Annotated in this window: 16 protein-coding genes; 11 read left to right on the top strand and 5 right to left on the bottom strand. The window is 66.3% G+C overall.

Annotation, left to right across the window (positions count from 1 at the left end; genetic code table 11):
* The first annotated feature begins 264 nt into the window (after positions 1-264).
* The 10 genes from rnr to GSQ95_RS15030 all read left to right on the top strand — a co-directional run bounded on the left by rnr (position 265) and on the right by GSQ95_RS15030 (position 11,095).
* The gene (gene rnr, locus GSQ95_RS15075) at positions 265-3,468 is read left to right on the top strand and encodes a ribonuclease R (RefSeq protein WP_158896713.1); all 3,204 of its coding nucleotides are present in this window, start codon (positions 265-267) and stop codon (positions 3,466-3,468) included.
* Positions 3,465-4,217 carry a 23S rRNA (guanosine(2251)-2'-O)-methyltransferase RlmB gene (rlmB, locus tag GSQ95_RS15070; protein WP_158896714.1) on the top strand — a complete coding sequence of 251 codons (753 nt, stop codon included), beginning with the start codon at positions 3,465-3,467 and terminating at the stop codon, positions 4,215-4,217. The genes rnr and rlmB overlap by 4 nt, the downstream gene beginning before the upstream one ends.
* Positions 4,218-4,347: 130 nt before the next feature.
* A complete protein-coding gene (locus GSQ95_RS15065; protein ID WP_007161147.1) occupies positions 4,348-4,722 on the top strand; it encodes a response regulator in 375 nt (124 codons plus the stop codon).
* A 182-nt stretch (positions 4,723-4,904) separates the two neighbouring features.
* A complete protein-coding gene (rpsF, locus tag GSQ95_RS15060) occupies positions 4,905-5,321 on the top strand; it encodes a 30S ribosomal protein S6 (RefSeq protein WP_007161146.1) in 417 nt (138 codons plus the stop codon).
* 26 nt (positions 5,322-5,347) lie between these two features.
* Positions 5,348-5,578: a 30S ribosomal protein S18 gene (gene rpsR / locus GSQ95_RS15055; protein ID WP_059316384.1), complete on the top strand. Its 231-nt coding sequence runs from the start codon at positions 5,348-5,350 to the stop codon at positions 5,576-5,578.
* Between the two features lie 35 nt (positions 5,579-5,613).
* Complete coding sequence (locus tag GSQ95_RS15050) at positions 5,614-6,504, top strand: hypothetical protein (RefSeq protein ID WP_133862315.1); 891 nt, start codon at positions 5,614-5,616, stop codon at positions 6,502-6,504.
* Between the two features lie 20 nt (positions 6,505-6,524).
* Positions 6,525-6,971: a 50S ribosomal protein L9 gene (gene rplI, locus GSQ95_RS15045; RefSeq protein WP_158896715.1), complete on the top strand. Its 447-nt coding sequence runs from the start codon at positions 6,525-6,527 to the stop codon at positions 6,969-6,971.
* 150 nt (positions 6,972-7,121) lie between these two features.
* Complete coding sequence (gene dnaB / locus GSQ95_RS15040) at positions 7,122-8,516, top strand: replicative DNA helicase (RefSeq protein ID WP_158896716.1); 1,395 nt, start codon at positions 7,122-7,124, stop codon at positions 8,514-8,516.
* Positions 8,516-9,532 carry a D-alanine--D-alanine ligase gene (locus GSQ95_RS15035; protein WP_158896717.1) on the top strand — a complete coding sequence of 339 codons (1,017 nt, stop codon included), beginning with the start codon at positions 8,516-8,518 and terminating at the stop codon, positions 9,530-9,532. The genes dnaB and GSQ95_RS15035 overlap by 1 nt, the downstream gene beginning before the upstream one ends.
* 81 nt (positions 9,533-9,613) lie before the next feature.
* Complete coding sequence (locus tag GSQ95_RS15030; RefSeq protein WP_158896718.1) at positions 9,614-11,095, top strand: glucosyltransferase domain-containing protein; 1,482 nt, start codon at positions 9,614-9,616, stop codon at positions 11,093-11,095.
* 106 nt (positions 11,096-11,201) lie between these two features.
* On the opposite strand, the gene GSQ95_RS15025 is transcribed toward GSQ95_RS15030, so the two are convergent.
* Complete coding sequence (locus tag GSQ95_RS15025) at positions 11,202-12,578, bottom strand: amino acid permease (protein ID WP_158896719.1); 1,377 nt, start codon at positions 12,576-12,578, stop codon at positions 11,202-11,204.
* A gap of 358 nt (positions 12,579-12,936) precedes the next feature.
* Here GSQ95_RS15025 and GSQ95_RS15020 point away from each other — a divergent pair, with 358 nt between their 5' ends.
* On the top strand, positions 12,937-15,204 hold the full coding sequence (locus GSQ95_RS15020) for a YgiQ family radical SAM protein (RefSeq protein WP_158896720.1): 2,268 nt from the start codon (positions 12,937-12,939) through the stop codon (positions 15,202-15,204).
* 151 nt (positions 15,205-15,355) lie between these two features.
* On the opposite strand, the gene GSQ95_RS15015 is transcribed toward GSQ95_RS15020, so the two are convergent.
* The 4 genes from GSQ95_RS15015 to urtD form a co-directional block, all read right to left on the bottom strand.
* Positions 15,356-16,210, bottom strand: coding sequence for a shikimate dehydrogenase (locus tag GSQ95_RS15015; RefSeq protein ID WP_133862307.1), 855 nt, complete (start codon positions 16,208-16,210; stop codon positions 15,356-15,358).
* Positions 16,211-16,214: 4 nt separating this feature from the next.
* Positions 16,215-16,658, bottom strand: coding sequence for a type II 3-dehydroquinate dehydratase (aroQ, locus tag GSQ95_RS15010; protein ID WP_158896721.1), 444 nt, complete (start codon positions 16,656-16,658; stop codon positions 16,215-16,217).
* A gap of 146 nt (positions 16,659-16,804) precedes the next feature.
* Positions 16,805-17,503, bottom strand: a complete 699-nt coding sequence (gene urtE / locus GSQ95_RS15005; protein ID WP_158896722.1) for an urea ABC transporter ATP-binding subunit UrtE — start codon at positions 17,501-17,503, stop codon at positions 16,805-16,807.
* A gap of 165 nt (positions 17,504-17,668) precedes the next feature.
* Positions 17,669-18,436 carry an urea ABC transporter ATP-binding protein UrtD gene (gene urtD / locus GSQ95_RS15000; protein ID WP_256664594.1) on the bottom strand — a complete coding sequence of 256 codons (768 nt, stop codon included), beginning with the start codon at positions 18,434-18,436 and terminating at the stop codon, positions 17,669-17,671.
* Positions 18,437-18,440: the final 4 nt, after the last annotated feature.

Genomic DNA, 18,440 nt, shown 5'->3' with positions numbered 1-18,440 from the left:
GTTGCCACCGCTAGGACCTGAACCTAGTGCGTCTACCAATTCCGCCACCTGGGCACTCAAGGCGATGATTGCTCATCTCCGGCGTCGCGATTGCTCCCGACGTCGTGGGGCGGCACTTTACTTAGGGGGCGTTTGCTTGTAAACCCCTGCTGTGAAAAATATTTTTATTGAGCATGCCAGGCTAACTATTGCGCGGTTTTCACGTTTCAATAGGCGTTATGGCTGTTCCTACCGAACCCAGACTTAGAAGGTAACCCCAGACTGATGGCCGATTGGCAATCCCTCGATCCCGAGGCCGCCCGGGAAGCGGAAAAGTACGATAACCCCATTCCGAGTCGCGAACTCATTCTGGCTCATCTCGCCGATCGCGGCGCCCCGGCCACACGGCCCCAGCTGGCCGAGGAATTCGGTCTCGTCACCGAAGACCAGCTCGAAGCCCTGCGGCGGCGCATGCGCGCCATGGAGCGCGACGGTCAGGTGATCTATACCCGCCGCGGTGCCTATGCGCCCATCGACAAGCTGGATCTGGTGCGCGGACGCATCGCCGGCCATCGCGATGGCTTTGGCTTCCTGATCCCCGACGACGGCAGCGACGACCTCTTCCTCAGCCCGGCGCAGATGCGCCTGGTGTTTGACGGCGACATCGCCTTGGCGCGGGTCGCCGGCCACGATCGGCGCGGTCGTCGCGAAGGCGGTCTGGTCGAGGTGGTCACCCGGGCACATGAATCCCTGGTTGGTCGTTTCTTCCAGGAGAGCGGCCTGGCCTACGTGGTGCCGGACAATCCCAAGATCGGCCAGCAGGTGCTGGTACCCGAGGGCAAGCACGGCGGCGCCGCCCACGGCCAGTTCGTGCAGGTGCGCATCGACGAGTGGCCCACCACCTTCCGCCAGGCCCAGGGCGAAGTGGTCGAGATTCTCGGCGACTACATGGCGCCGGGCATGGAGATCGAGGTGGCGCTGCGCAGCTACGACATCCCCAACGAATGGCCCAAGGCCGTCGAGAAGGAAGCCGCCAAGCTCAAGCCCGAGGTGGAAGAGAAGGACAAGCAGAAGCGCATCGACCTGCGCCAGTTGCCCTTCGTGACCATCGATGGCGAAGACGCCCGCGACTTCGACGATGCCGTCTATGCCGAGGCCAAGAAGTCCGGTGGCTGGCGGCTTTACGTCGCCATCGCCGACGTCTCCCACTACGTCAAGGCCGGCTCGGCGCTGGACGCCGAGGCGGAGAAGCGCGGCAACTCGGTGTATTTCCCCGAGCGCGTGATCCCCATGCTGCCCGAGGCCCTGTCCAACGGGCTCTGCTCGCTCAATCCCCAGGTGGATCGCCTGGCCATGGTCTGTGAGATGACCATTGCCGCGTCCGGGCGCATGACCGGCTACCAGTTCTACGAAGCGGTCATCCACTCCCACGCGCGCCTGACCTACAACAAGGTCTCCACGGTGCTGGAGCAGCCCAAGTCGGCCGAAGGCAAGCAGTTGCGCAAGCAGCTCGGTGAGGTGGTGCCGCACCTGGAGCAGCTCTACAGCCTGTACAAGGTGCTGCTGGCTGCCCGGCATGTCCGCGGGGCCATCGATTTCGACACCCAGGACACCCGCATCGTCTTTGGCGCCGATCGCAAGATCTCCGAGATCCGCCCGACCCAGCGCAACGATGCCCACAAGCTGATCGAGGAATGCATGCTGTGCGCCAACGTGGCCACCGCCAAGTTCCTCGAGAAGCACAAGGTGCCGGCCCTGTACCGGGTACACGATGCACCCCCCCTGGAAAAGCAGACCAATCTGCGGCAGTTCCTTGGTGAGATGGGCCTGTCGCTGACCAAGGGCAAGGCCAATCCGGTGCCGTCGGACTACCAGGCGCTGCTGCAGCAGATCCGCGAGCGGCCGGACTTCCGGCTGATCCAGACGGTGATGCTCCGGTCGCTGAGTCAGGCGGTCTACAGCCCGGACAACAACGGTCACTTCGGTCTCAACTACGAGGCCTATACCCATTTCACCTCGCCGATCCGACGCTATCCGGATCTGCTGGTGCATCGGGCGATCCGTAGCGTCATCCGCTCCAAGCTGGAGACCAAGCACGTCAAGCGCGCAGGCGCGACGAGCATGGCCAAGGCGCGCATCTATCCCTATGACGAGTTGCGCCTGGATCAGCTCGGCGAGCAGTGCTCCATGACCGAGCGCCGCGCCGACGAAGCCACGCGGGACGTCTCCAACTGGCTCAAGTGCGAGTTCATGAAGGATCGCGTCGGCGAGACCTTTGCCGGCGTCATCACCGCGGTGACCGGCTTCGGCCTGTTCGTCGAATTGTCCGAGGTGTTCGTCGAGGGCCTGGTGCATGTCACCGCGCTGCCCGACGACTACTACCACTTCGACAGCGTCCACCATCGCCTCTCCGGTGAGCGCAGCGGTCGCAGCTATCGCCTGGGCGATCCCCTCGAGGTGGTGGTGGCCCGGGTCGATCTGGACGAGCGCAAGATCGACTTCGTGCTACCGGCCAGTGCCGGGGCGCCACGCGTGCGGGAAGAGCGCGAGCCGCGCAACAAGCGCGACAACCGTCGCCGCGGTGCGCCAGCGCCAGCGCAGGAGCCAAGCGCTGCTCCGGCTGCCGAAGCCTCGGACGAGCCTGTCTCCCCGGCGCCAGAGCGAGGATCGCGCCGTTCGCGTAACGGCCGTCGTCGCGGTGCGCCGGCGCAGGAATCGAGCGTCGTCCCGGTTGCCGAGGCTGCAGTCGAGACTGTTTCGGCGAAGCCTGAGCAGCCGTCCAATTCTTCGCGTAACGGTCGTCGTCGCGGTGCGCCGACGCAGGAATCGAGCGTGGTCCCGGTTGCCGAGTCTGCGGTGGAGCCCGTTTCGGCGAAGTCTGAGCAGCAGCCCAACCCTTCGCGTAACGGTCGTCGTCGTGGTGCGCCGGCGCAGGAGCAGGGTGTCGCCGCAGCGGTCGAGGCAACATCTGCAAGCGTTTCGCCAGAGGCGGAGTCCGAACCGCGGCGCTCGCGTAGCGCCCGTCGGCGCGCGGCCGCTGCGGGGCGAAAGCAGGACGCCGGGGTGTCTATGCCAGCCTCGGTTGAGGCGACTTCGCCGAAAGCGCCGCAGCAGGACGACCCGTTGCTCGGTAATACCGACGTCAAACGTAGTCGTGCGGTGAAGCAGGCGCTGCTGGCCGAAGCCAAGGTCGAGGGCGGCAAGCCCAAAACCCAAGGCAAGGTCAAGGCCAAAGGTAATGGCGACAAGGGCAAGGCCAGCGACACGGCCAAGAGCCGTACCGCACCAGCACGTCAGGGTAAAGGGGCGGCTGCCGAAGGGGCTGCGGCGGTGGATGCCAAGGTCAAGAAGGCCAAGGCTGCAAGTGCCAAGAAGAAATCGGCAAGCAAGTCCAAGGCCGAAGGCCAGACCAAGGCTGCAGCCAAAGGCAAGACCAAGGCGAAGAAGCCTCATCGCAAGGGTCAGTCGCGCCCCAAGGATGACGCATGAGCCAGCTGGAAACCGTCTACGGTATCCACGCCGTGGAAGCGCTGTTGCGCTTCCATCCGCGGCGGGTGAAGCAGCTGTGGGTCGCCGAAGGGCGGCGTGAGCCGCGGGTCGAGGCCCTGCTGGAGCTGGCCGCCGGTCAGCGTCTGGCGGTGGAAAACAAGCCGCGGGCCTTGCTCGATGAGCTGGCCGAGGGTGTGCACCAGGGCGTGGTGGCCCAGGTCAGTCCGAGCCAGGTCTGGGGCGAGGCCATGCTCGAGGAATTGCTCGACCGGGCCGAAGGACCGCCGCTGCTGCTGGTGCTCGATGGCGTGACCGATCCGCACAACCTCGGTGCCTGCCTGCGCAGCGCCGATGCCGCCGGGGCCCTTGCGGTCATCGTGCCCAAGGACAAGTCGGCTACCCTGACCGCCGTGGTGCGCAAGGTGGCCTGTGGTGCTGCCGAGGTGTTGCCGCTGGTGGCCGTCACCAACCTGGCGCGGACCCTGGAAAAGCTGCAGAAGCGCGGCCTGTGGATCGTCGGGACCGCCGGTGAGGCGACCCAGGAGATCTACGATGTCGACATGAGCGGGCCGACCGTGGTGGTCATGGGCGCCGAGGGCAAGGGCATGCGCCGTCTGACCCGCGAGCATTGCGATCATCTGGCGCGGCTGCCCATGGCTGGCAGCGTCAGCAGTCTCAATGTTTCGGTGGCGACCGGGGTCTGCCTGTTCGAGGCCGTACGTCAAAGACGCGCCTCTGCGCCTCGATAGGCCGCGCCAGGAAACGTCTGGGTACCGACGCAGTGCGTATCGCACTATACGAATCACGCTGCAGTGCGCAGAATACCGGCCTCGCCTCGGAAAAGCCCGGCGCGAGGCCTGTCAACAAGAGGATGCCCGCGTGAGTCAGGAGATCCAAGAGCCGGTAGGCTTGCGAGTGCTGCTCGTCGAAGACGATGCCACACTGCGCATGCTGACCACCGAAGTCATCGAGGAGCTGGACCATCAGGTCACGGCGGTCGCCTCGGCAGAGGCTGCCCTGGAGTTGCTGCCGCAACGCGAACACGATGTGCTGTTCACCGATATCGGGCTGGGCGGCATGTCCGGCATCGAACTGACCCGGCGCGCCCTGGCGATGGATCCGACGCTGCGCATTGTCGTCGCCTCGGGTTATGCCTTCGAGCGCGAGCCGGGCATGGAGGCGCGGGTCGGGGTGCTGATCAAGCCCTACGACCTGAACAAGATCCGCCAGGCCCTGGCCGACGTGCAACGCTGAGTGCCTGAGGTTGTCCGGCGGTCGCGCCGGACATGCCTGTGGTTGCGCCCTCCGGCGCCCTTCTCTAGAATGTTGCCCCTTGCCCGGAGTGCGTCCGCATTCCGCAGGGCAAGTCATCCGAACTATTCACTCCTTGTCTGACCGCGTTTCCGCGGCAGGCTGCAACCCGTAAGGAGCATTAAATGCGTCATTACGAAGTCGTGTTCCTGGTTCATCCGGACCAGAGCGAACAGGTGGGCGGCATGGTCGAGCGCTACACCAAGGCTATCGAAGAAGACGGTGGCAAAGTCCATCGCCTGGAAGACTGGGGCCGTCGTCAGCTGGCTTACGCCATCGACAACGTTCACAAGGCTCACTATGTACTCATGAACATCGAGTGCAGCGCCAAGGCCCTGGCCGAGCTGGAAGACAACTTCCGCTACAACGACGCCGTGATCCGCAACATGATCCTGCGCCGTGACGAGGCCGTCACCGGTCAATCCGAGATGCTCAAGGCCGAAGAAAACCGCAACGAGCGTCGCGAGCGTCGCGAGCGTCCTGCCGAGTCCGAGTCCGAGTCCGCCGAAGGCAACTCCGACGACGCCGACAGCGCCGAGTAATCTGGATCTAGCGAGGAATCATTGTCATGGCACGTTTCTTCCGTCGTCGTAAGTTCTGCCGTTTCACCGCCGAAGGCGTGAAAGAGATCGACTACAAGGATCTCAACACCCTGAAGGCCTACGTCTCCGAAACCGGCAAGATCGTCCCGAGCCGTATCACTGGCACCAAGGCCAAGTACCAGCGTCAGCTGGGCGCCGCCATCAAGCGTGCCCGTTACCTGGCCCTGCTGCCCTACACCGACAGCCACGGTCGTTGATCGACGCCTGATCGCGAATAACGGATAAACACGGCATGCGGCCTCTGGCTGAGTTCATCATGCGCGGCCGTACTCAAGCCACCCTCGTGGTGGTGCTGGGTGCAGTCGTGCCGCTGCTGTACTGGATGACCGCTGCCGGTGGCAGCCTGGTGCTGTTGCGCCGGGGACCTGCCGCGGCGGCCGGGGTGCTGGTCTGGGCCCTGCTGCCAGCGCTGTTCTGGCTGTATCTGGGGGATGCCAGCATCGTGCTGGTGTTGCTGGGTTCGACGCTGCTGGCGGCCATTTTGCGCCAGAGCCTGTCCTGGACACGGGTGTTGTTGGCCAGTGTCCCGCTGGGGTTGGTTTTCGCCCTGGTGCTGGGGCAGGTCTATGCCGAGGGCATCGCGCAACTGGCGGAGGAAATCCGCCGGTTGCTGCCCCAGGTGTTGGGCCCGAGCGCGGCGCAGTTGCCGCCGGAAAAGCAGGCGCAGTTGCAGCAGTTGCTGCTGCCCGTGCTGACCGGCCTGATGGCGGCGTTCTTCCAGATCACCTGCCTGCTGTGCCTGATGCTCGGGCGCTACTGGCAGGCGGCGCTGTACAACCCCCAGGGGTTCGGTCGCGAATTTCGCGTCCTGCGTCTGCGTCCGGCCATCGCGCTCGGCCTCTTGGCCCTGCTGGTGCTGGCGCCGAACCTGGGCAGCGGGCTTGGCCTGCTGACCCCGCTGTGCAGCGTGCCGCTGGCCTTTGCCGGCATCGCCCTGCTGCACGGGCTGGTGGCGGCCAAGCGCCTGGCAGGATTCTGGCTGGTGGGGCTGTACGTGACGCTGCTGCTGTTCGGGCAGCTGATCTATCCGTTGTTGGTGATTCTGGCTGTGATCGATAGCGTGTTCGATTTCCGTGGGCGGTCTGCGCAAGAACCGCAGGGGCCCGCGGACGGTGAAGGTTAAAAGTTAAGAGGAAAGACTCAATGGATGTCATCCTGCTGGAAAAGATCGCCAACCTGGGCAACCTGGGCGACAAAGTGAACGTCAAGGGCGGCTACGCCCGTAACTTCCTGCTGCCGCAGGGCAAGGCTACCGCAGCCACCGCTGCCAACGTCGAGGCTTTCGAAGCTCGTCGCGCCGAGCTCGAGAAGCAGGCTGCCGAGAAGAAGTCCGAGGCTGACGCCCGTGCCGCCAAGCTGGCTGACCTGACCGTAACCATCGCTGCCAACTCCGGCGACGAAGGCAAGCTGTTCGGTTCCATCGGCACTCGCGACATCGCCGAAGCCGTCAGCGCCGCTGGCGTCGAGCTGGACAAGAGCGAAGTTCGCCTGCCCAACGGCGCGCTGCGCAGCGTTGGCGAATACGATGTCGAAGTGCACCTGCACACCGACGTCGAAGCTACCGTCAAGATCGTCGTCGTCGCTGAATAAGCGCGCCGTCGCCTGACTGGCGGACTTGCGCCCCGGCGCCGGTCTGTCGACAATCGGGCACGTCATTGCCAAGGCAGTGACGTGCCCTTTGTCTTTTCTGCCGTCCGAAAAATCATTTCGCCGCCCGCAATGGGGGCCCAAGACCTGCGCATGAACGAGATTTCCCTGCCCGAGCAGTACGATCTGCAGACCGCTGCCCTCAAGGTCCCGCCGCACTCCATCGAGGCCGAACAGGCCGTGCTGGGTGGTCTGATGCTGGACAACAACGCCTGGGAGCGCGTGCTCGATCAGGTGTCCGATGGCGACTTCTATCGCCACGACCACAGACTCATCTTCCGCGCCGTGGCTCGTCTGGCCGAGCGCAACCAGCCGTTCGACGTGGTGACCCTGTCCGAACAGCTGGACAACGAAGGCCAGCTGCCCCAGGTGGGCGGCCTGGCCTATCTGGCCGAGCTGGCCAGGAACACCCCCTCGGTGGCCAACATCAAGGCCTATGCGCAGATCGTGCGTGAGCGGGCCACCCTGCGGCAGTTGATCGGCATCAGCGCCGCCATCGCCGACAGTGCCTACAATCCGGAAGGCCGCGGCGCCAACGAGCTGCTCGACGAAGCCGAGCGCAAGATCTTCGAGATCGCCGAGGCCCGCCCGAAATCCGGTGGTCCGGTCGGGGTCAACGACATCCTGACCAAGGCCATCGACCGTATCGACACCCTGTTCAACTCCAGCGAAGCCATCACCGGGGTCTCCACCGGTTTTGCCGATCTGGACGAAAAGACCAGCGGCCTGCAGCCGGCGGACCTGATCATCGTTGCCGGTCGTCCGTCCATGGGCAAGACCACCTTCGCCATGAACCTGGTGGAGAACGCAGTGCTGCGCACCGACAAGGCGGTCCTGGTGTTCTCCCTGGAGATGCCCGCCGACTCCATCGTGCTGCGGATGCTCTCGTCCCTCGGCCGCATCGACCAGACCAAGGTGCGTTCCGGCAAGCTGGACGACGACGACTGGCCGCGGCTGACCTCGGCAGTCAACCTGCTCAACGACCGCAAGCTGTTCATCGACGATACCGCCGGCATCAGTCCTTCGGAAATGCGCGCCCGCACCCGGCGCCTGGTGCGCGAGCACGGCGATCTGGCGCTGATCATGGTGGACTACCTGCAGCTGATGCAGATCGGCGGCAGCAGCGGCGAGAACCGGACCGCCGAGATCTCCGAGATCTCGCGCTCGCTCAAGGGCCTGGCCAAGGAATTCAACTGCCCGGTGGTGGCACTCTCCCAGCTCAACCGCTCGCTGGAACAGCGGCCGAACAAACGCCCGGTGAACTCCGACCTGCGGGAATCGGGGGCCATCGAGCAGGACGCCGACGTCATCATGTTCGTCTACCGGGACGAGGTATATCACCCGGAGACCGAATACAAGGGCGTGGCGGAAATCATCATCGGCAAGCAGCGGAACGGTCCGATCGGCACCACGCGGCTGGCCTTCATCGGCAAATACACCCGGTTCGAGAATCTCGCGCCCGGCAGCTACGTTTTCGAGGACGAATGATGGTCAAGGACAAGCTGAAGATCGCGGTCCTGCTCGGCGGCACCAGCGAAGAGCGCGACGTGTCCATCGCCAGCGGTGCCCAGGTGGTGGCGGCCCTGCGCCGGCGCGGGCACCGGGTGGTGACCGTGGATACCGCCCTGGGCCTGCTCGACGAGGATGCCGAGCGTGCGCTGCTGGAAGCCCGGGTCGGCCTCGAGCCGCCGGAGCGGACCGCCCTGGTGCGGATGCGTGGCCAGGATGCCGGCGCGCTGCTCAGTCGCGCCCAGCTGGGCGACCAGGATCTGCTGTTCCTCGCCCTGCACGGCGGCACCGGCGAGAACGGCACCCTGCAGACCCTGCTCGACCTGGCCGAGTTGCGCTACACCGGCAGTGGCCGGGTGGGTAGCGCCGTGGCCATGGACAAGGACCTCAGCAAGCGGCTGTTCCGCGCCGCTGGCGTACCCACCGCCGACTGGCTGATGGCGCCGGCGGATGCCGCGACCGTGGCCGCGACCCTGGGTTTTCCGGTGATCGTCAAACCCAGCCAGCAGGGCTCCACCGTGGGCCTGAGCAAGGTCAGCCGCGCCGAAGACCTGCAACCGGCCATCGAGCTGGCGCTGCGCTATGACCGCGAGGTGATGATCGAGCGCTTCGTCGCCGGGCGCGAGTTGACCGTGGGCGTGCTGGGCGACCAGCCGCTGGCGGTGGGCGAGATCGTGCTCGGCCAGAGCGGGGTGTTCGACTACACCAGCAAGTACCAGCCCAAGGGCGCGGTGGAGGTGTTTCCGGCCGAGGTCTCGCCCGAGATCGCCGTGGAAGCGCGCCGCCTGGCCCTGGCCGCGCACCGGGCGCTCAAGCTCGATGGCTACAGCCGTGCCGACTTCCGCCTGGACGCCGAGGGGCGGCTCTGGTGCCTGGAGGTCAACACCCTGCCGGGGATGACCGCCACCAGCCTGCTGCCGCAATCGGCAGCGGCCATGGGCATCGACTTCGACGAACTCTGCGAGCGGATCTGCCAGCTGGCCCTGCAGGACTGACCCCCCACGCAGCCGGCGCCGCTATCGCTTCGGGTGGCGGCGGCTGCGTCTCCCGTCGAAGCCGGATTCGGATCCGCCGCCATGCCCCAGACGCTCACCCCGCTGCAGACCCGGGCGCTGTTCTTTTCCGCGCTGCTGCTGTTCGTGCTGCCCTTCATCCTGGTCGACTTCCCCTATGTCGATGACAACTGGCGTATCCAGCTGGAGAACGGCCCGGAGTGGCGGCAGCAGGGGCGGGTGCTCACCGAGGTCTTCTACCGGCTGCTGACCTTCAGCGGCAGCACCCTGAATCTCTTCCCCCTGCCGCTGCTGATCGCCTGCGCCGCAGCCGCCTGGGCCCTGACCGACCTGGCCCGCCACTGTTTCGGCGCGCCGCGGCCGACCCAGTGCCTGGCCCTGCTGCCGCTATGGTTCTCGCCGTTCTGGCTGGGCAACCTGACCTACCAGTACGACGGCCCGACCATGGCCCTGAGCCTGGTGGCGGTGATCTATGCGGTGATCTATCGCAGTCGCCATACCGCGCTGGCGCTGCTGGTGCCGGCGGCGCTGCTGGCGGCCGCCATCGCCTTCTACCAGGTGGCGCTCAATGTCTTCGTCGGCCTCTGCTGCCTGGAGCTGGTCCGCGCCGTGCAGCGCCGCGAGGCGCCCGAGCAGGCGCTGCGGCTGGTGCTGCGCCAGGGCCTGCAGCTGCTGCTGGGTGGCGTGCTCTATTACCTGACGGCCTACCAGCTGATGGCGACCACGCGGCACGCCGGCGTGGGCGGCCAGGTGCTGCCCGAGCTCTGGCACCGGCTGGGCGAGGTGCTGCACAGCGTCGGCCTGCTGGTCACCCCGGGCAATCTCTGGCTGTGGTGGCTGTTCGGTGGGTTGGCGGCGATCGGTTACGGCCTGGGGGCCCTGACCTATGCCCGCGCCTATGGTCGGCGGGCGCTGCTGCCCCTGTTGCTGTACGGCGCGACCCCGCCGGTGCTGGCCTTTTGCGTGGCCGGCATCACCCTGCTGTTCAGCGATTTCATCCTCGAGGCGCGCACCCTGATGGGGCTGGCGGTCGTCCTGACCCTGGCCTTGCTGCTGGCCCACGACCTGCTGGAGCGCCTCCAGCCCCGGCTGACCTGGCTACTGGTGCTGCCGGTGCTGTGGATGCTGTCGCTGGCCTATGCCTATGGCCAGGTGCTGTCGGCGCAAAAGACCTTCGAGCGCGGTTTCGTCCAGGAGCTGCACCACGATCTCAGCAGTCGTCCGGAGCTGCGTCCGCTCAAGCGCCTGCTCTGGACCGGCGGTCCGCTGGAGGTGGCCTGGCTGCCGCTGGCGCAGAAGACCTTCGAGCAGGTGCCGGTGCTGCCCTTCATCCTCGGCCTGTCGCCGGGCAACTTCATGATCGCCGAGCGGCTGCTGGACCTGGGGGTGATCGACGATGCCGACAGCGACAGCTGCAGCCAGCGGGTGGCCGTGCCGGGCGCCGCCACGCGCCTGGTGGACAATCGCTTCTACGACATCTGGGCGGTGGGCGAGGACGGCTGCATCATCATGAAGCCGCAGCGACCCTGGGTGCCGTTCGAGTAGCGGGGTAGATTGGGCTGAGACGGCTCCCTCGTCGAAGCCCAACGAGCGGTGCCTGATGCAGGTTGGGCTTCGCTTCGCTCAGCCCAACCTGCGGGGGCGGAGGCGATCAGCCGCGGCGCAGCTTGTAGCAGAGGAACAGGAAGGCCAGCCAGACCGGGATGGCGTAGACCGAGACGGCGATGCCGGGGATGCGCAGCATCAGCACCAGGATCATGCCGACGAAGGCCAGGCACAGCCAGTTGACGAAGGGCGACCAGAAGGCCGGGAAGTGCGAGGTGCGCCCGGCCTGGCGCTGGGCGGCGCGGAATTTCAGGTGGGTCAGGCTGATCAGCGCCCAGGCGATCACCAGCGAGGCCACCACCAGCGACATCAGCAGCTCCAGGGCATTCTGCGGCAGCAGGTAGTTGACCACCACGCAGAGCAGGGTCACCGCCGAGGACGCGACGATGCCCAGCAGGGGCACGCCCTGGCGATTGGTGCGCAGCAGGGCGCGCGGGGCATCGCCCTGTTCGGCCAGGCCGTAGAGCATGCGGCTGGTGCAGTAGACGCCGCTGTTGTGGACCGACAGCGCCGCGGTCAGCACCACGAAGTTGAGCAGGTGGGCGGCGGTGTCGCTGCCGAGCAGGGCGAAGGTCTGCACGAAGGGACTGCCGGCGTAGTCGTCGCCGCCGGCGCCGATGCTGCGCACCAGTTCGTCCCAGGGATGCAGCGACAGCAGGATGGTCAGGGCGCCGACATAGAAGATCAGGATGCGCCAGACCACCTGGTTGATGGCCTTGGGGATCACGGTGCGCGGCTGGTCGGCTTCGGCGGCGGTGATGCCCACCAGCTCCAGGCCGCCAAAGGAAAACATGATGATCGCCAGCACCGCGAACAGGCCGCTCCAGCCGTTGGGCAGGAAGCCGCCGTGGTTCCAGAGATTGCTCACCGAGGCCTCGGGACCGCCGCTGCCGCTGACCAGTAGCCAGAGCCCGTAGGCCATCATGCCGAGGATGGCCACCACCTTGATCAGCGCGAACCAGAACTCGGTCTCGCCGAAGGCCTTCACGTTGAACAGGTTGATGGCGTTGACCAGCACGAAGAACACCAGGGCGCTGGCCCAGGTCGGCACCTCGGGCCACCAGTACTGCACGTACTTGCCCACCGCGGTGAGCTCCGACATGCCCACCAGCACATAGAGCACCCAGTAGTTCCAGCCGGAGAGAAAGCCCGGGAAACGGCCCCAGTAGCGACTGGCGAAGTGGCTGAAGGAGCCGGCCACGGGCTCCTCGACGATCATCTCGCCGAGCTGACGCATGATCAGGAAGGCGATGAAGCCGGCGATGGCGTAGCCGAGGATCATCGCCGGACCCGCCGACTTGAGCACCCCGGCCGAGCCGAGGAACAGACCGGTGCCGATGGCCCCGCCGAGGGCGATCAGCTGGATATGACGATTCTTCAGGCCGCGCTGCAACTGGCCGGCGGCGGGTTGGGGCTGGGACATGGACGGGGGTGTCTCGGTGGTGAGGGGAGCGGGCGGCTATGGTAGCACTCCTGTCGCCAGGGGCCTGGTCCGGGGGTGTTGCCCTCACCCCGGCCCTCTCCCGGAGGGAGAGGGGGAAGCGCGTAGCGGGGCAGGGGTCGCCGGTGAGTCTCCCTGCCGGCCCTCTTCCCCTGGAGAGGGGAACGAGCAGGTGCGCGAGGTGCTTTTGCCCTCTCTTCCCCGGGGAGAGGGTTGGGATGAAGGCAAGTCCAGGGCTACCGTCGATAGCCAAAGGCAATCGATGTCCGGGGGCTGAACTGGTCATTTTTTGTGCTATTCTTCGCGCCCTCCTGAAAACACCCCTATCCCGGAAGCTGCCATGCAAGCCGCCACGCCGCTGTTCGACTATCCGAAATACTGGGCCGAGTGCTTTGGTCCTGCACCCTTCCTGCCCATGAGTCGGGCGGAGATGGAGCAACTCGGCTGGGACAGCTGCGACATCATCATCGTCACCGGGGACGCCTACGTCGATCACCCGTCCTTTGGCATGGCCATCATCGGCCGGCTGCTGGAGGCCCAGGGCTTCCGCGTGGGCATCATCGCCCAGCCGGACTGGCATTCGAAGGACGACTTCATGAAGCTCGGCGAGCCGAATCTGTTTTTCGGTGTGGCCGCGGGCAACATGGACTCGATGATCAACCGCTACACCGCGGACAAGAAGGTCCGTTCCGACGATGCCTATACCCCGGGCAACGTCGCCGGCAAGCGTCCGGATCGCGCCAGCCTGGTCTACAGCCAGCGCTGCAAGGAAGCCTACAGCCACGTGCCGATCGTGCTCGGTGGCATCGAGGCCTCGCTGCGCCGGATCGCCCACTACGACTACTGGCAGGACAAGGTCCGGCGCTCGATCCTGATGGATGCGACCGCTGACATCCTGCTCTATGGCAATGCCGAGCGGGCAGTGGTCGAGATCGCCCAGCGGCTTTCGCGTGGCGAGCGCGTCGAGGCCATTACCGATGTGCGCGGCACCGCCTTCATCCGGCGCGACACGCCCGCGGGCTGGTTCGAGGTCGACTCGACCCGCATCGATCGGCCCGGTCGCGTCGACAAGATCATCAATCCCTATGTGAACACCCAGGACACCGAGGCCTGCGCCATCGAGCAGGCCAAGGGTGAGGTCGAGGACCCCAACGAAGCCAAGGTGGTGCAGCTGCTGGAAAGCCCGCGCATGACCCGCGACAAGACGGTGATCCGCCTGCCGTCCTTCGAGAAGGTGCGCAACGACCCGGTGCTCTATGCCCACGCCAACCGCGTGCTGCACCTGGAAACTAATCCGGGCAACGCCCGCGCGCTGGTGCAGCGGCATGGCGAGGTGGACGTCTGGTTCACGCCGCCGCCCATCCCCATGACCACCGAGGAAATGGACTATGTGTTCGGCATGCCCTATGCGCGCGTACCGCACCCGGCCTATGGCAAGGAAAAGATCCCGGCCTACGAGATGATCCGTTTCTCGGTCAACATCATGCGCGGCTGCTTTGGTGGCTGCACCTTCTGCTCCATCACCGAGCACGAAGGCCGGATCATCCAGAATCGCTCCCACGACTCGATCATTCGCGAGATCGAGGAGATGCGCGACAAGGTGCCGGGCTTCACCGGCGTGGTCTCGGACCTTGGCGGGCCGACCGCCAACATGTACCGCATCGCCTGCAAGGACCCGGAGATCGAGCGCCACTGTCGCAAGCCGTCGTGCGTGTTCCCCGGTATCTGCGAGAACCTCAATACCGATCACTCCTCGCTGATCGAGCTGTACCGCAAGGCGCGGGCGCTACCGGGGGTGAAGAAGATCCTGATCGCTTCGGGGCTGAGATACGACCTGGCCGTGGAGTCGCCCGAGTACGTCAAGGAACTGGTCACCCACCATGTCGGCGGCTACCTGAAGATCGCGCCCGAGCACACCGAGCGCGGTCCGCTGGACAAGATGATGAAGCCCGGCATCGGCAGCTATGACCGCTTCAAGCAGATGTTCGAGAAGTACACCAAGGAGGCGGGCAAGGAGCAGTACCTGATCCCCTACTTCATCGCGGCGCACCCGGGCACCACCGACGAGGACATGATGAACCTCGCGCTGTGGCTCAAGCGCAACGGCTTCCGCGCGGATCAGGTGCAGGCCTTCTATCCCTCGCCGATGGCCACCGCCACGGCCATGTACCACTCGGGCAAGAATCCGCTGCGCAAGGTCACCTACAAGAGCGACGGCGTGACCATCGTCAAGAGCGACCAGCAGCGCCGCCTGCACAAGGCCTTCCTGCGCTACCACGATCCCAGGGGCTGGCCGATGCTGCGCGAGGCGCTCAAGGAGATGGGCCGCGCCGACCTGATCGGGCCGGGCAAGCACCAGTTGATTCCGGCCACCCAGCCGGTGGGCGACGCCGGCTACCAGAGCGCGCGGCGCAAGAACTCCACCCCGGTGGGCAGCAAGAAGGCCGGCACCGGCGCTGGGCGCATCCTTACCCAGCACACCGGCCTGCCGCCCCGCGCCAGCGATGGCAGCAAGGCCTGGGACAAGGGCCAGGAAGGCCAGGCCGCCGGCTACGCCAAGGGCGGTCCGCGCAAGAAGTCGCGGCGCCAGCCGAACATGCCGCGCTGAGGCGAGGGCATGAAAAAGGGGAGGCCGAGGCCTCCCCTTTTTCATGGGCGACAGGTCAGGCGGGGGGTTGTTGGGCTTCAACGGTGGAGCTGTCTCAACCCAACCTACGGGGGCTGCGTAGGTTGAGCGCAGCGAAGCCCAACGCTTAGGACTACCCGCGCAATTCGGCGAAGTGGGCCTGCATGCGGTCGGCGTCGGCGCTGCGGCCGCTGAAGAGTTCGAAGGCCTTGACCGCCTGGAACACGGCCATGGTGCCGCCATCCAGGGTGCGGCAGCCGAGGGCGCGGGCCTGGCGCAGCAGTTCGGTTTCCAGCGGGAAGTAGATGATTTCGGCGACCCAGAGGCCGGGGTGCAGCAGTTCGGCCGGCAGTGGCATGCCGGGCAGCTTGGCCATGCCCACCGGCGAGGTGTTGACCAGGCCATCGGCGGCGGCGACCGCGGCGGCCCGGTCGGTGCCGACCGCGGCGCGTCCGGGGCCGAAGTGGCGGGTCAGGTTGTCCACCAGCGCCTGGGCACGCTCGGCCTCGACGTCGAAGATGAACAGCTGGTCGACGCCCTCGGCGAGCAGGGCGTGGGCCACGGCGCTGCCGGCGCCACCGGCGCCCAGCTGCACCACCAGGCGCTTGGCCACGTCCGGCAGGCCGCGGCGAAAGCCTTCGGCGAAGCCCAGGCAGTCGGTGTTGTGACCCACGGTGCGGCCGTCGGCCAGCACCACGGTATTCACCGCGCCGATGCCGCGCGCCTCGGGCGAGAGCTCGTCAAGCAGCGGGATGATCGCCTGCTTGCAGGGAAAGGTGATGTTGAGGCCGGTGAAGCCGGTGCGCTGGGCGGCCTGCAGCAGCTCGGGCAGGGCGTCGGCAGCGAGGCCGAGGGCATCCAGGTCGATCAGCCGATAGAGGTATCTGAGACCCTGGGCGTCGCCTTCGCGTTCGTGCATGGCGGGCGTCAGCGAGGCCTGGATGCCGGCGCCGATGAGGCCGGCGAGGACGGATTTGGGTGCGGTCATGGAGTCAGTTTCCCTGGTGGGCGATGAGGGCGGCGATGGCGGCGCGATATCCCTGGCTGCCGAGGCCGCAGATGACGCCGACGGCGATGCCCGAGACATAGGAATGATGACGGAAGGCTTCGCGGCGATGCACGTTGGACAGGTGCACCTCGTAGACCGGCAGCTCGCTGGCCACCAGGGCGTCGCGCAAGGCCACCGAGGTGTGGGTCCAGGCGGCGGGATTGATCACCACCCCGGCATAGGCGCCGCGGGCCGCGTGGATCCAGTCGAGCAGTTCGCCTTCGTGGTTGATCTGGCGGAAGTCCACCTCGTAACCCTCGGCGGCGGCGGTCTCGGTGCACAGCCGGGCGACGTCGGCCAGGGTTTCGTGGCCGTAGGTGGCGGGCTCGCGGGTGCCGAGCAGATTGAGGTTGGGTCCGTTGAGGACCAGGATGCGACGGGAGGACATGACAGCCTTCTCTCTTGTTGTCTTGCCGGGCAGGCGCTGCCCGGCACTGGAGAGAAAATGTACCAGCCGGTTAATTCCGTCAATCGAGTCGGTCGCGCGGGTGGCAGGGCAGGCTGCGGAAGCGTTCGATTATCGGCCCTGGTAGCTCAGATCGCCACCAGTCCGCGCACCCCCTCGGCCTCCATATCGACCCCGCGACCGCGCTGGACGATCTCGCCACGGGACATCACCAGGTAGCCGTCGGCCAGTTCGCTGGCGAAGTCGTAGAACTGCTCCACCAGCAGGATGGCCATGTCGCCGCGCTTGGCCAGGTGGGCGATGACGGTGCCGATTTCCTTGATCACCGAGGGCTGGATGCCCTCGGTGGGTTCGTCGAGGATCAGCAGCCGCGGGCGGCTGGCCAGGGCGCGGCCGATGGCCAGCTGCTGCTGCTGGCCGCCGGAGAGGTCGCCGCCGCGACGCTGGCGCATCTGCCGCAGCACAGGGAAGAGTTCGTAGATGGATTCGGGCACCTCGCGGGCTTCCCGGGCGGGAAAGCGCGACAGGCCCATGAGCAGATTTTCCTCGACGGTGAGGCGCGGAAAGATCTCGCGGCCCTGGGGCACGTAGGCGATGCCGGACTGCACCCGCTGGTGCGGCTTGCGGACGGTGATGTCCTGGCCTTCCCAGGTGACGCTGCCGCGCTTGGCCGGGATCAGGCCCATGAGGCAGCGCAGCAGGGTGGTCTTGCCGACGCCGTTGCGGCCGAGCAGGCTGGTGACCTCGCCGACGGGGGCCTCGAAGGACAGGCCACGCAGGATGTGGCTGCCGCCGTAGTACTGATGGAGTTCGTTGACCTGGAGCATGGGGGCCTCGGCCGGTTGTCTGGTCTCTGGCAGGCCGGGCGGCCTGCCGACGTAGGTTGGGTTGAGCGGAGCGAAGCCCAACAAAGCGCCGCCTGGAACAGCGTTGGGCTTCGACGATAGGGCCGTCTCAACCCAACCTACGGGTAGGCGCTGGTCAGTGCGGTACTAGCGCCCCAGATACACCTCGATCACCTGGTCGTTGGCCTGGACCTGGTCCAGCGAGCCTTCGGCGAGGACGTGGCCCTGGTGCAGCACGGTGACGTGGTCGGCGATGCTGCCGACGAAGCCCATGTCGTGCTCCACCACCATCAGCGAGTGCCGGGGCACCAGCGACTTGAACAGCTCGGCGGTGAATTCGGTCTCGGCGTCGGTCATGCCGGCGACGGGTTCGTCGAGCAGCAGCAGTTGCGGCTCCTGCACCAGCAGCATGCCGATCTCGAGGAATTGCTTCTGGCCGTGGGAGAGCAGCCCGGCGGTGCGCCCGCGCGACTCCTGCAGGCGGATGGTGGTGAGCACCTCTTCCAGACGGTCGCGCTGCTCGCCGGAAAGCCGCGCGCGCAGACTGGCCCAGACCGACTTGTCGGTCCGTTGCGCCAGCTCCAGGTTCTCCCAGACGGTCAGGGCCTCGAACACCGTGGGCTTCTGGAATTTGCGGCCGATGCCGGCCTGGGCGATCTGCACCGGTTGCAGACGGGTGAGGTCCAGGGTCTCGCCGAACCAGGCGCTGCCGCGGTCGGGGCGGGTCTTGCCGGTGATGACGTCCATCATGGTGGTCTTGCCGGCGCCATTGGGGCCGATGATGCAGCGCAATTCGCCGACGCCGATGTAGAGATTGAGATCGCGCAGGGCCTTGAAGCCGTCGAAGCTGACCTCGATGCCTTCCAGGCTGAGGATGGTGCCGTGACGGGTGTCCAGGCCCTGTCTCTTATACACATCT

The organism is Pseudomonas sp. BAV 4579, assembly GCF_009765395.1.
Lineage (GTDB): Bacteria > Pseudomonadota > Gammaproteobacteria > Pseudomonadales > Pseudomonadaceae > Chryseomonas > Chryseomonas aestiva.
The sequence above is the reverse complement of the archived record's forward strand: the minus strand, read 5'-3'. Positions and strand labels throughout refer to the sequence as shown.

Bases quoted from the DNA above. Each gene is read 5' to 3' on its own strand.
- rnr (WP_158896713.1), top strand. From the start codon at position 265: ATGGCCGATTGGCAATCCCTCGATCCCGAGGCCGCCCGGGAAGCGGAA.
- rlmB (WP_158896714.1), top strand. From the start codon at position 3,465: ATGAGCCAGCTGGAAACCGTCTACGGTATCCACGCCGTGGAAGCGCTG.
- rpsF (WP_007161146.1), top strand. From the start codon at position 4,905: ATGCGTCATTACGAAGTCGTGTTCCTGGTTCATCCGGACCAGAGCGAA.
- rpsR (WP_059316384.1), top strand. From the start codon at position 5,348: ATGGCACGTTTCTTCCGTCGTCGTAAGTTCTGCCGTTTCACCGCCGAA.
- GSQ95_RS15050 (WP_133862315.1), top strand. From the start codon at position 5,614: ATGCGGCCTCTGGCTGAGTTCATCATGCGCGGCCGTACTCAAGCCACC.
- rplI (WP_158896715.1), top strand. From the start codon at position 6,525: ATGGATGTCATCCTGCTGGAAAAGATCGCCAACCTGGGCAACCTGGGC.
- dnaB (WP_158896716.1), top strand. From the start codon at position 7,122: ATGAACGAGATTTCCCTGCCCGAGCAGTACGATCTGCAGACCGCTGCC.
- GSQ95_RS15035 (WP_158896717.1), top strand. From the start codon at position 8,516: ATGGTCAAGGACAAGCTGAAGATCGCGGTCCTGCTCGGCGGCACCAGC.
- GSQ95_RS15030 (WP_158896718.1), top strand. From the start codon at position 9,614: ATGCCCCAGACGCTCACCCCGCTGCAGACCCGGGCGCTGTTCTTTTCC.
- GSQ95_RS15025 (WP_158896719.1), bottom strand. From the start codon at position 12,578: ATGTCCCAGCCCCAACCCGCCGCCGGCCAGTTGCAGCGCGGCCTGAAG.
- GSQ95_RS15020 (WP_158896720.1), top strand. From the start codon at position 12,937: ATGCAAGCCGCCACGCCGCTGTTCGACTATCCGAAATACTGGGCCGAG.
- GSQ95_RS15015 (WP_133862307.1), bottom strand. From the start codon at position 16,210: ATGACCGCACCCAAATCCGTCCTCGCCGGCCTCATCGGCGCCGGCATC.
- aroQ (WP_158896721.1), bottom strand. From the start codon at position 16,658: ATGTCCTCCCGTCGCATCCTGGTCCTCAACGGACCCAACCTCAATCTG.
- urtE (WP_158896722.1), bottom strand. From the start codon at position 17,503: ATGCTCCAGGTCAACGAACTCCATCAGTACTACGGCGGCAGCCACATC.